Origin of the sequence: Paraflavitalea pollutisoli (assembly GCF_029360705.1) — a bacterium.
Taxonomy (GTDB): Bacteria; Bacteroidota; Bacteroidia; order Chitinophagales; family Chitinophagaceae; genus Paraflavitalea; species Paraflavitalea pollutisoli.
In genome coordinates, this window is record NZ_JARKMX010000008.1 from 2,327,660 (window position 1) to 2,341,631 (window position 13,972).

General features: G+C 51.8%; 6 protein-coding genes. 1 reads left to right on the forward strand and 5 read right to left on the reverse strand.

Annotated features, from left to right (window positions below):
- The first annotated feature begins 78 nt into the window (after positions 1-78).
- On the forward strand, positions 79-1,236 hold the full coding sequence (locus tag P2W70_RS23035; protein WP_276483890.1) for a glycosyltransferase family protein: 1,158 nt from the start codon (positions 79-81) through the stop codon (positions 1,234-1,236).
- Here the strand turns inward: P2W70_RS23035 and P2W70_RS23040 are convergent.
- The 5 genes from P2W70_RS23040 to P2W70_RS23060 are packed head-to-tail and all read right to left on the reverse strand — an operon-like array spanning position 1,233 to position 13,892.
- Entirely contained in the window at positions 1,233-1,991 is a 759-nt protein-coding gene (locus P2W70_RS23040; protein WP_276483891.1) for a hypothetical protein, read from the reverse strand. The two genes, P2W70_RS23035 and P2W70_RS23040, sit on opposite strands and share 4 nt — an antisense overlap.
- Positions 1,992-2,014: 23 nt before the next feature.
- The gene (locus P2W70_RS23045) at positions 2,015-2,722 is read right to left on the reverse strand and encodes a thioesterase II family protein (protein WP_276483892.1); all 708 of its coding nucleotides are present in this window, start codon (positions 2,720-2,722) and stop codon (positions 2,015-2,017) included.
- A 25-nt stretch (positions 2,723-2,747) separates the two neighbouring features.
- A complete protein-coding gene (locus P2W70_RS23050) occupies positions 2,748-4,397 on the reverse strand; it encodes a cyclic peptide export ABC transporter (protein ID WP_276483893.1) in 1,650 nt (549 codons plus the stop codon).
- Between the two features lie 32 nt (positions 4,398-4,429).
- Positions 4,430-6,034 (reverse strand): MBL fold metallo-hydrolase, encoded by a 1,605-nt coding sequence (locus P2W70_RS23055; RefSeq protein ID WP_276483894.1) that lies wholly within the window; start codon positions 6,032-6,034, stop codon positions 4,430-4,432.
- Between the two features lie 10 nt (positions 6,035-6,044).
- Positions 6,045-13,892, reverse strand: a complete 7,848-nt coding sequence (locus P2W70_RS23060; RefSeq protein WP_276483895.1) for a non-ribosomal peptide synthetase — start codon at positions 13,890-13,892, stop codon at positions 6,045-6,047.
- Positions 13,893-13,972: the final 80 nt, after the last annotated feature.

Genomic DNA, 13,972 nt, shown 5'->3' on the forward strand with positions numbered 1-13,972 from the left:
TTTTATGGTGAAAGGTTGATGTAATTCCTGGTGGATTTATTTAATTTTAGAATACCACACTATTAAACCTCCCGCTATATGCTCGACCTTATCCTGCAATGCAACCAGGCTACCCAAAGCCGTCAGGCGAAACACATCCTGATCAGCTTCGATCAGGAGAACAAGATGTTTATCGGCGACAGTTATATCCTGATGAATAAGCTAACTGCCTGCCGTTCTTTTTTTACACAGGCAACCATCGACATCAATTGTCCGAATGCCAAACATGCCGACCTGTGCAGCACACTATTGAAGAACAATCCCTACATACGCGAGGTGATCAACGCCAGCTGGGACCAACTCGCCTTTCGTGACTACGATATGGTATTCTGTATTTCCCGCCAGGAACAGCAACTGCTCGACACGCTCGAGCAGCAATACCTGGCCACGCTCACACAGCCATGGACTACAGCAGTGTACTCCATGAGCGTTCAATTCCTCAACTGGGGTCCCGATCCGGTCACCCGGTCACTGTTCCCGCCCTTCCTTGAAATACTGGACAACCAGGCAGACCACAACCAAACCACCTTGTCCGAATTATTTATCAGTGCGGCGGAAAAAGCATGGGCCAACCAATGGCTGCGGGACAATGGTGTTCAGGAGCATGAAAGGGTATACGTCGTACTCGACTCCACCTCGGAACGCTACAAACTGATGGATATCGATACCTACAAATCGGTCTTCACACACTTACTGCATGAGGAGTCGGTAAAAGTGTTGTTGTTTGATGAACAGAACCTCGGTAAGCAGCAGTTCTACAGGGAATGGCTGGGTGAAGAAGATCTTTCCAAAGTGATTTTCTCTAAGAAATTAAGTCTACGGGAGGCGCTTTGCCTGCTCAGCGCCGATTATATCCGGATGATCTTTGGCCCTTGCACCGGCCTTCTCCATTGTGCTTCGGGCATCTACAATCATTTTCTACGGCTTGGCATGGCTGGTACTGCCATACCAGCCATTATTACTTATACAGGCCGTTACGTCGACGGGCACACAGCCGACTTCTGGTGGGGCAGCTCCCCACTGGTAACCTGCATCATTCTACGGGCCACGGAAAACAACGACAAGGAGGCGGTATTGCTCAGCGACCTCCCGGCAGCTGAAAAACACGACACCAGCCGACTTTTGTTCTGCAGCGATTATACACCCGACATGCTGATCGCAGCGCTGCCCGCCTATACGCAATCGCTGGTGATCTAAACACCCACCTGGTTATGTGCTACCTGGCTCAGGTGATGCCGCAGCCTGTTTTCCAGGCTGGCCAAACTATCGTACAGGCTGGTAAAATCGTTGATCACGAAATATTCGTTTTGCAGCTTGAATGGGTTATAAGGGGTACGAAATACGAAATCGGTGTTGAAAGCGTGTTTGGGCACCTCACTGTCCCACACATTATCCAGTTCATTGGCCGAGGTAATGATCGCGCCACCATACACTTTAACTTCCTGCTCTTCGACGATCAATCCCATTTCATACGTGTACCAGTACAACCTGGCCAGTAGCTCCACCGCTCTTTCATTGCCTACATAGCGGATGGCTATCTTACTATAGGCGATCAGCCAATCGCTGAATCGTTTGTTGATCAGCAAGGGAAGGTGCCCCAGAATATCGTGGAAGATATCTGGCTGTTCGCTGAAATCGATCTCGTTGGCTTTCCGGATCACGGTCGTCACTGGATACCGCTTATCGATGATCAGGTTAAAAAAATCCTCTGCCGGTATCAACCCTTTTACAGGCACCAGTGACCAACCGGTATAACCCGACAATTTCTCACTCAAGGTGGCGATGTGCGGAATACGTGACTCCCGCAATTGAAGCAACTCCACGCCATTCAGGTACTCCTTCGAGATCCTGCGCTGGTCCATGGCAGATTGCCGGCGGTTCAATTCCTGCCAAACCAAATGGTCTTCGGCAGTATAGGCGTCATAATCCTGGTCAATAAAATTGTTCTCCATGATGTGTCAATTAAGGTGATTATTTAACAAGGATGGTTGATTTGCTTAGTCCGGCTGCAACACAAGCGGATGATACCCGCCAGGCGTTGCGGATGCCGGTGAATAAAAAAATGATCCCCTTCCAGCAGCTCATGATCGAAACGCGCGGTGGTGAATTTGTGCCAGTTTTCGATATGTACGGCACCCTGCTCCTGGTTGCCCATCAAGGCATACACAGGGGTATACAGCGGTTTCGAAGCAGCCAGGTCATTCCTTTCGGCCAGCTCGAAATCGGCACGCATAATGGGTTCAAAAAAATCGATCAGGTCTTTGTCTTGAAAAAAGGCATCGGGAATGCCGCCCAATTGTCGCAACTCCTGTAAAAAATCTTCGCGGTTCATCAGGTACCTGAAAGTAGGTTCGCGTACGCCTGGCCCAGGGTTGCCACTCACCAACAGATAGTCGGCCGGACGGCCGGCAGCTTCGAGCATGCCGGCAACACCAAACGCAAGCGCGGACCCAAGACTATGTCCATACAGGATCAGCACACGGTTGCCCAGACGTTGCATCAGTTGTTGGTACACATCGGTTACCGCGTCGGGAAAATCGGTCAATACCGCTTCCGCCATACGCTTCCCCCTGCCGGGTAACTCAGGACAGAAAACATCGAAATCGGCCAGAAAGGGTTGCAGGAACTGAAAAGAATAGGCATTTCCACCTGCAAAATGGAACAAGCATAATAATGGACGCATACAATAAGAGGGGAATGGTCATTCTCTAGCCAACGGTGTATTCGCCAACAAGCTTTTCGGTCAGCTTGCCGTACTCCATCTTATACACCCGATCAGCAGTATGATAGTATTTGTCATCGTGTGTGATGGCGATCATTGTAATACCTTCCTGCTTCAGCAACGGTATGATCTCGGTATAAAATTTCTTTCTGAAGTAAGGGTCCTGGTCTGCTGCCCATTCGTCCAACACCAGCACAGGTTTTTCTTCCAGCAGCGCAGCGATCAACGCCAAACGCTTCCGCTGACCCATCGACAGCGCGGTGGTCGAAAAGCAATTGCCTTCCAGGCTTACCTTGCCTTCCAGTTCAAACAACTGCAGGTAATCATTGAATTTCTTCTGGTCAGGAGACTTGATGCCATACAATTCGGAGAACAGGTAGAAATCGCTGAATACGACGGCAAATACAGCCCGGTACTCCGGATAATTCGCATCGTAGATGCGCGTCCCGTTCAACGAGAATTCGCCCGCTGTTGGGATCTGAAGTCCCATCAGCGCCTGAACAAAGGTCGTCTTGCCGCTGCCATTACCACCATAAATGAAGATTACCTCGCCTTTTCTGACATCGAAATGGGCCGGACCGATACTGAAATCCTGGTTTTCCTGGTTGTACCGGAACCATAAATCCTTCGCTTCGATACTTACAAATTCATCCTTCGTCATGTACCTTTTAGCCATCCGGTTGCGGCTGCTGTTCACTTTCAGCTCGTCGCTCAGATCAATCAACCGGTCTGACGAGATCTTCGACCGGGCAAGGATGGGCATGGTCGATAGCACCGTCTGCAGTGCTCCCAGCAGGAAAAGCAAGGTGAATACAAAACTTACGATGTCTTCCGAACGGATATCCAACGCAAATCCGAAGAAAAGCAGGATGGCGGAAATCAGGGTATAAAAGAGTATCTGACCGATGATCTGGTTGTTCAGGTAACCGGTAAACGCAGAAACCATGTTATCGTACGCTGTCGATGAAACCACTTTGATCTTCTCATCGTACACTGCTTTTCCCTTACGGGGTTCCATGTACATTTCCTTGAACCCATCCAGGATCGTATGCATGTGTTGAAAAAACTCCCGCTCCATCAAGCGGGCCTTCTTCAACTTATTGCTGTTGCTTAATCCGCTGTAATGATATACCAGCGATCCGGCAGAAGCGACTACCAGGGTGATCAGGAACAACGGGAAAGAAATAGAGGCGAGGTAGGCAAGGCTGGCAATCGCCAGTATGGAGGCGGTAAAGAAGTCGATCACAGATAGCGACACAGTCGTCAGCGTACCCACATCGTGCGTAATGGCAGCCTGTATATCGGCCTTCTTGTCCGACAACTGGCGATAGTTGGTATTCAGTACAGATACCAAAATCTGCCTGCGCAGGTTCCAGAACAATTTCTGCGACAGGCGGATAATACCTACGGAAAGGGCTCTGCGGGCAATCACAAATAATAAGATGATACCGGCAAAGATCGCCGTAAACTCCAGGCGTTTTGCCCAAAAATCGCCTGCTATGATCAACGCCACTGCCTTCGTCACAAAATTAATGAACAGGAAACTGCTGCAACCCGACAACATACCCAATACAATGTATTTGACAAAGCCTCGCTTGCCCAACATCGCCATCAGAAGCGTGAATATTCGTTTCATTAACCTTATTTTATAATGGTACCGATATACGATTACTCCTGCAATGCGTAAGAATAAAGCAATTCCTTCTCCCCATACAAGCGCTCGGCAATCAGTCCCCGGTCGATACAGTCCTTTACCAGCTTATCGGATTGAATGATCGGATTGGATGCTTCCGTGTACCGCACGGTACTGATGAACTCCAGCCAGGGTTCCTGGCCCATGGCATAGACGTATACTTCCTTGGGATGAAAGATATCGACCAGGCTGATCCCTTTGGGGTAATCGGAGCCGGAGAGCCGTCTCGACTGATCCTTATCCCGCGCAAGCTCTTCGGTCAACAAGGGACCATACAACCAGGTAAGCGGTGCGCCATCGCATTCCATACCCAGGAAGAGCACATCGACATCACCTATCTGACGTTGAATGTGCTCATACAAACGAGGTTCCACCACGCGGGAATCGGCCATGAACAAAAAGGTAAAGTCTTCGATGGCTACATGAAAACAGGTCTTCGCTTTTACATTCAGGTCACTGTGCTCACCCGTGAAGGGCAGGCCGGTGATCACGCAGTTCTTGAACCTGATCTCCTCCATCTCATCTATTTCAATGACGTTCCTGAAACCTGCATGTTCAAAGGCCAGTTTGAGGTTGGGATCCTGCAATGCGCCACTGGTAGTACGCGGAACAATGAAGTTGCGCACCTTGTGACGCAACGGCAGCAAGGTCTCGAACAGTACGTGGTCCTGGTGATTGTGGGTTATAAGCACATAATCGATCACATCCGGAAGGTCTACATCCGAATAATGCGCCACGCTCGACTCATAGCCGTAATAACTGATCAGCGGATCCACCAGGATACTGACATCCTTGGTTTCGATCAGGATACAGGCATGACCAAAGTACCGCATCCGCACAAACTCCCCATCGTATTTGCGGTAAGCCGGATGCTCCTGCCGTGTAAAGAAAGTATTGAACAATGCCCGGTCCTCGTCCTGTACGTTCAGCAGTGCGGCCACCTCGTCTACCGATCCGCCATTGCGTTTCATCTTACTGAGCACATCGATTCCCTGGTGATCAAAGGAGATATTCAGGTGCAGCACATGTGGTTCATCGAGCCGCGGCGTGCTGAGGCAAAAGGGACGTTCGTCATTATCGGTAACCCAAAGTGCCACACTTTGCAATGACTTGTCGTAATAGGGACTTTTGTACAAGAGGGATTCGAACACCCGGAACGACGGATTGTTGTTCAGGTCATAGGTGAGCTCTACAAAACCCTTCAAAGGTTCCGGCACCTGCTCATACAACGATTCGAGCGCATAACCGGTCGCCTGCTTCTGCAACATCTTATCGAGGGCTATGATGGCCTCGCACAATTCAATGTACCTGGCCTGGCTGGCCCTGGTCTGGTCACGCAGTGATTTGATGTCCTCTACACGCCCCCCCTTGTAGTCCATAAACGGTCCGCCCAGCATTTTGGGGTTCAACACAGCTGCAGCATGTATCTGCGGCGACTGGATATAAGAGTTCATGATCTTGAGGTGCCGACCAACCACATTCATGGCTGCGGTAGCAGGCGAGATCAGGTGTGCCCAGGCGTACCACCTTTCAATGAGTGGCTCAATAACGACATTTGGTTTGAGATACCATTTTTCCATATTAGATGATTTAAACTTTAGCATGTTGATTGGTTTCCATCAGTTGATCGACCGGTAGCTTTTCATTCCCGACAGCCTGTGCCAGCAACGAACAAAAACGGGCGCTCAGGTGGGTTGCCCGCTCTTCTGAAAAATAGCGGTGACTAAAAGACAGCTCCAGCTTGAGGCAGTTCCGGTATTCTTTCACTGCCAGGCCCAGGCATCGCTCCATGGGAGGACGGAGGGTAAGCCTGCCGGCCAATTCCTCCGGATCGATCCGGTAATTCTGCGTTCGCAGATAAGCATAATTGTGGTAATTGAAGTAGGCTGGCGGTTCGATATTGGCACCAGGCCGTGCAATAGAAAGGTCTTCCCGGATCTTCTCCATCGGATAAGCATCGTAGCTTAATGCCTCCAGGAATTGCGATTGCACTTTTTTATAATAGTCTGTTACGGACCATGTTTTATCAAACTTGCCGGCTATAACGATAGGATTGGCAAAAAGGCCGATCAGCCCACTAACATCGAGGTCGCCGTAGTAGGTCGAGTTTCGGTTAGACACCGTCACGGAAATACATGCCGCTTCCTGCCCCGTCCATGTTGTCAACAGGTTGACCAGCGTCGCCATGAGGACGCCTGGCCGCGTGAGGCCGTTCTTTCGGGCAAACACATCGATTTTCTCCAGCAGTCCGCCTTCCAGCAGCCTGGTAACACAGCTGGCGCTTTGTGGTCCCTGAAGATCACCCCACTCACTGGCCACCGTCATCGCGTGGCTGCTGCATCCTTCCAGTTGACTCAGCCAGTATGCCCGGTGGCGTTCGCCCTCCGGAGAATGAACGAACGATTGCTGCCACCTGCTGTAGTCACGGTACTGGCAAGGCAATGGTTTCAGCCCATGGCCCTCCTGCTGCCGGGCTGCTTTGTACAGATGAATGATCTCCCGCCGCAGCACGCCATCCGAATAGCCATCCGTCAGGGCATGATGCATCGACAACAAAACAACATACTCATTTTCCGGTCGCTGGTACACTTCCACCACCATTAAAGGACCGGTAAAAGGATCCAGCATTCTTTCGTGGGCTGCGCGTGTAATACGATCAAATGCCTCCTCGGTATCGGCTACAACAACAGGCGGCAGGCCTGAAAATGCTTCTTCCACCGGAATCACTTGTTGTAGAATACCTGCTTCGGTTTGTACAAAACGCGTTCGTAAGATCTCATGCCGCGCTATCAGCTCCTGTACAGCTTGCGCGAAAGCCGGCAGATCCAGGTCGGCAAAATGATAAGGGGTAATAACAGGCGGGCTTTCTTTCAGTGAGCCGGTTAAAAAGGCCCGTTGATTATAAGATATGGGCGTCCATTCCGCCGCCACACCCAGGTTCTGCTGGTTGATAGCGTTCCGTTGTTGCAGCCCCGTCATGGCCCCTCCGACCCAGGCAGCGACCTGCGCCACGGTCCGGTCCTGAAAAACAACCTGGATAGGGATCACCACACCGGTCTCTTCCAGTACCTTTTGTATAATGCTGATGGCTTTCAGCGAATCGCCACCCACTACAAAATAATCATCCTGTACACCAATGCCTTCTTTCTCGAGCACCTGCTCCCAGATCCGCACCAGCATTTGCTCAACTGGACCCGAAGGCGCAACATAATTCTGACCGTTAGATAGTATTAAACCACCCGGATCGGGCAACCTTCCACGATCTACTTTACCGTGACGGTTGAGCGGCAGTTGATCGAGCAATACGACGTGTGCCGGCATCATGTACAAAGGCAGGGTCGCCGATAAGTAAGACCGGATATCCGCCTCATCCACTGCTTCCTTCCCGACAGCATAGGCAGCGATCTCCTTTTCTTCCCGCTGGTTTACCCGCACCACGGCTACTGCCGATTCGATGAGCGGATGGGCCTGCAATACCTGCTCTATCTCGGAGAGCTCGATGCGATAACCTCGTATTTTGACCTGGTGATCTTTTCTTCCCGTAAACTCGATAACACCACCCGGCAGCCAGCGTGCCACATCGCCCGTCTGATACATACACCCATCCTTTTCGAACGGATGGCGCACAAATTTGCTGGCTGTCAGTTCCGGTTGGTTCAGGTATCCTTTCGCCAGGTTGCGGCCGCTGAAATACAGATCGCCGAATACTCCCACAGGAACAAGTTGCTTATGCGCATCGAGAATATAGGCCTGTGTATTGTGAAGGGGCCTGCCAATGGGTATGCTTGATCCTTCTACCAACTCGCCAGGACCGATCTTGTGGATGGTCAGCGTAATGCTTCCCTCCGTTGGTCCATAAGCGTTGAAGAAGGTTGCTTCTCGTGAAAAAGCAATGGCCTGTTGCAGGTTAGCAGCCTCACCCGCACTGACCAGTTTTTTCAGTGGTTTTAATTTTTCGACCCGAAGCAATTTCAGGTAGGCTGGTGGAATGGTCGCGATATCGATGGCTTGCTCCGAGATGTATTTTTCCAGTACAGCAGGATCACGTTTCTCCGCTTCGTTGATAATATACAGCGCTCCACCGGCAGCCAGTGAAATGAAAATCTCCGCCACGGAAGCATCGAAGGAGGCTGTCGCAAATTGCAGGCTCCGCTCTCCTGTTTCAACGCCAAATAAAGCACGCTGCGAAGCAATGCTGTTAACGATCGATGCGTGCTGGATCATGACCCCTTTGGGCCTGCCCGTTGATCCCGATGTGTAGATCACATAAGCCAGATCTTCGGGCCTGTTCACCCGTGATGGATTCTCGCCAGACAGGCTGGCGGCTGCTACTTCAGCCTGCTTCAGCATTTCTTCATCCAACACCACACGACAGGCACTATCTTCCAGCATATAATCGATCCGCTGGCGCGGATATTCGGGATCGATCGGCACATAGGCCCCACCCGATTTCAGGATCGCCAGGATGGTAACGATCAGGTCATCAGATCGGCGCATCATCACCCCCACGAGATCGCCTGGCCGTATAAGCAATAGATCGCGCAGGTAGTGCGCCAGCCGGTTGACACGCTGGTTGAGCGCATGATACGTCATGTGCCTTTCACCAAAGACGACGGCGTCGAGGGCCGGATGCAACTGCACCTGTTCTTCAAACATGGCATTCAAGGTATCATAAGCAGGTTCGAAAGGTGGGTTATGGTTGAAATCGTACAGCAATTCCTGCTGTTCGGCGTTACTGAGATAAGGCACCAGCCCAACAGGCATTACAGGATTTTCCACAATAGCCGCTATCAGCTGTTCAAGATGCTCCCCTATCCGATGCGCTGTTGCTTCAAAATAGATGTCATTATTGTATTCGATACGGCAGTGAATGGAATTGCCGACTTCTGCAAATCCAAAGTTTAGATCGATTTTGCTGACGACATGCCGCTCTTCCTGTACGGAGGTAACCGAAAGACCGGGCAACTCACGTCGAAGATCGAACCGGCCGCCCTCCTGGTTTTGCAAAACGACACTGACGTCAAACAATGGATTGCGACTCATATCGCGTTGCAGGTGCAACTCCTCCACCAGTTGATCATAGGGATATGCCTGGTGTTCGAAGGCTTCCAGCGTCGCGTCTTTTACTTTGCCGAGCACATCATGAAACGTGTCATCGCCGGTAAACCGGGTGCGCAAGGCCAGCATATTGAGGTAGAACCCGACCTGGTTTTCGAGGTCTGCATGTTCACGGCCCGCAATGGGGCTACCTACCACCATGTCTTCCTGATTCGTATATCGATGCAGCAGCACGTACACCACGGCCAGCAACCCCATGTACAGAGTAGCGCCTTGCCGGGCCACGAGTGCTTTCAATCCCGATGCAGCAGCGGGATCTATTTGCTTGATAAAAGCGCCACCATTGAATGTTTTAAGGACAGGACGTACCTTATCGGCCGGCAGATTGAGTACCGGAACATCTCCGTCAAACAGCTGCAGCCACCACTGCCGGTGCAGCTCCAGCGAAGCACCCGACAATACCTGTTGTTCCCAGCAGGCATAATCCTTGTACTGAATACGGAGCGGCGCCAGGTTGGGCGCCATACCTTCATGGGCAGCCTTGTATAGCAACAACAATTCCTGGAAGACAATACCGGCAGACCAGCCATCACTAATGATATGGTGTACCACCAGGTTGAAAACCCATGCTTCATCACCTACCTGGTACAACGAAACCCGTAAGAGTGGTCCCTGTTGCAGATCAAACGGCTCGCGGGCATTGTGGGCCAACAGCCGGTTAACGGTCTCTACGGCATCCTGCTGCCCGCGCAGATCCCGGAGATCCATCCTGAAGGCGAAGTCGCTATCAGATACAATGTATTGCCGCACCTGCCCTTTATCATTGTTCCGGAATACCGTGCGCAATACTTCGTGTCGTAGCAGCAAAGCCCTGAAGGCGCTGTCGAAGGCATGCACGTCGAGCCTGCCGTGAAACCGGAAAGTAACCGGAATATTATACGCGCTGTTGCCGGCCGCATATTGACACAGCAGCCACAAGCGCTTCTGCGAAGAAGACAGGGGATAATCCGGCATCGACGGCGCAGCTGCAATGCTTTCGAAATCCATCTTACGGCCCGATTGAATAGCCCGGGCCTGCGACTGCAGCGTTGTATGTCTGAAATAATCTTTGATTGGAAGTTTTACCTGAAAGGTTTGGTACACGTGACCGGCCAGTCTGATCACATGCAGGCTATGACCGCCCGACAAAAAGAAGTCGTCCTGCAAACCGATCTGTGTCCTGTTCAACAACTGCTGCCAAATAACGGCCAACCTAATCTCCGTATCTGTTTCAGGTGGCCTGTACAGGTGGGCAGCGACCAGGTCGGCACCCTCGGGATCAGGCAACAGGTCCCGGTTGATCTTACCATTGGGTGTGAGCGGCAGCTTGTTCAACCTTACCACATGCACCGGTATCATATACGCAGGCAAACGCTTTTCCAGGTGGGTGCGCAAACCAGATGATAGCCCCTCGTCCAATCCGACCACGTAGGCGACCAGTTCATTTTCTCCCACTTTATTTTTCCTGACCCGCACTACCGCGGCATCGATAGCCGGGTATTGCTTCAAGACAGCTTCCACCTCCTTGGTTTCCACGCGGTATCCATGGACCTTGACCTGGTCATCGCGCCGGCCGAGAAACTCGATCTTCCCGTCGGGCAGCCAACGGCCAATATCCCCGGTCTTATACATCGTAGTCCCTGCCACAAACGGATTGGCAACAAATTTTTGGGCAGTCAATGCAGGTTGATGCAGGTATCCGCTGGCTACCCCTACCCCACTGATGCAGATCTCGCCTGGTATCCCAACCGGCACCAGTGCCTGTTGATCGTCGAGCAGGTAAACAGCCGCATCACCAAACGGTGCACCAAGGGGTATTACCGGAAGGTCCTTCGACAGATCGATGCGATTGATAAGTTTACCGATCGTCGTTTCCGTTGGACCATAGTGATTGTAGACTTCACACGATCCATGAGCGTTTCGTATGAGCGACAACACATCGGGGGTCAATTGTTCACCGCCAAACAAGAGACATTTATTAGGCAACCAAACAGTTTCTCCCTGCAACGCTTTCCAGTGTGTGGGTACGATCTTCAAACAATCAACCGGCCGGGCGAACAATTGCTCAGGATCCATCAACGCCGTCTTCGAAAACAGGTGCAACGCACCGCCCGTCAGCAGTGAGGTATAGATGACCGTATTGCCGAGATCGGCCGCAACCGTCGATGCCAGCGCAAAGCTGGTGCAGGCCTGTATATTCGTTTTACCGAGCACCCCAAAGCAATAATCGGTCAGGCTTTCGTGCCTGATCATCACGCCCTTGGGATTGCCCGTGGATCCCGAAGTATAAATCACATAAGCCAGGTCTTCCGGTCGGGCGGTACCTGCAGGCACATTCCGATCACCGGCATAGGGCCGGTCTGTATCCAGCAACACCTGCGGACCGTAATAGCCAGGTAGCTCCGCCAGCAAAGCACCCGTTGTCAGCAACACAGCCGGCGCAGCATCCTCGAGCACATACCCGTTACGCACAGGCGGACTTGCAGGGTCGAGCGGCAGATACGCCATGCCCGCTTTCAAAACCGCCCAGATCGCTACCAACAGGTCTATCGAAGTATCCAATAAGATCGCTCCAAGCGCTCCCTTTCCACCATACCCCTCGGCGATCAGGTAAGCAGCCAGCTGGTCGGTCCGTTCGTCCAGTTCGCGGTAGCTGAGTGAAGCCTCTCCGAACACGAGCGCTGTTGCGTCAGGAGTGCGCAAGGCCTGTTCGCGGAACAGATCGACTACCGTTTTGCCTGCAGGAGTGCTTGCCCCCGTGACATTGAACTGGTGCAGCAATTGTTCTTTTTCGCCGGGCATTAAATAATCCAAAGACCCTACCGGCATGTCCGGCGCACTGATGGCGGCACCCAGCAACCGCTCCAGGTGAACCGCCATACGCTGAATCGTATCAGCCGTATAGAGGTCGGTATTGTATACCAGTTGCAGGTCGATCTCCTTTCCATTGAGCGTAAACAGGAAGGAAAGATCGAACTTGCTTACTTTTTCCTTTTCCTCGTGGTAGCTGCTGATCTTCAAATCACCCAGCTCCCTCGAACCCGACATACCAATGGCATCGGTGTTCTGCAGCACAACCCAAACATCGAACAGTGGGTTGCGTGCCCGGTCACGTGGTAACTGCAGCTGATCCACCAACTCATCGAAAGGATACAATTGATGATCATATGCCTCCAGCGTGATCCGTTTGACGCGTTGCAACAACCCGGCATAGCTGTCCGTCGGTTCAAAAGATGAACGCAGCGCCAGCGTATTCACATAAAAACCGATCTGGTTCTCCAGATCAGTGTGTTCGCGACCGGCTATCGGACTACCGATGACCAGGTCAGTTTGGCCCGTGTACCTGAAAAGCAACACATCGACCGCTGCCAGCAGCCCCATGAAAAGGGTGGCGCCGCGAACCTGGCAATATGCTAGCACAGATCGCATAACGGCCGGGTCAAGGCGCCGGCTTACCATATCCCCCTTGTAGAACCTTACCGCTGGCCGCGGCTTATCGGTGGCCAATGCCAGCACAGGCAACTCGCCGCCCAGCTGACGCAGCCAATATGACCGCAGATCGGAACTTTTACCGTCATTCAACTGTTGCTGCTCCCATACCGCATAGTCTTTATATTGTATCCTGAGCGCCGGCAGCGTTATACTCATCCCCCTGCAACGCGCATGGTACAAAGTCATCAACTCCTCCACCAGAATATTCATCGACCAGCCATCGCTGACGATATGGTGAACCACATAAACAAATACGTTCCTATCGTCGGTTAGTTGGTACAGGTTGGTGCGCAGCAATGGCCCGTTGGATAGATCGAATGGCTGGGCGATCTCGCGACGAACAGCCATTTTAAGATCAGCTTCCGGGTCCCGGGCCGCCCGCAGGTCATGGTAGCCCAGTTCGAAAGTGTAGGAATCAGCATCCTGTACATGCTGCCGGAGTGTAGCATCGGCAGCTTCCCGGAACACCGTTCTCAATATCTCGTGCCGGCGTAGGAGCTCCTGCAAGGATGCTCCCAGGGCTTGCCTGTTCAGCCCGCCTTCGAACACGAATACGCCTGGCATATTGTAAGCAATATTGCTTTCCTCCACCTGGGCCAGTATCCACAATCGCCTTTGCGCAGAAGAGACCGGATAGCTCGCTGACGGTGCAGCAACAGGAATGGCCGTCTCGCGGCCCGTGTGCCTGCTTTTTAAGAACCCTACAAGCGCTTCCTTATGCGCTCTGATCAGCTCAATAAATGTATCTGAAAGTGCATCCCCCGGAAAACTGACCTCCAGGTCATTACCCGATAACGCAAGATATACATCATGGCTTTTTAGCTCATCGATCAGCTGAGGAATATACATAGTCTAATAATTGGTAAAATGCGTCAATAACAAAGAGCCCGCCTGGCAGCACGGCTATGACAAAAGAGAGATTACACGTT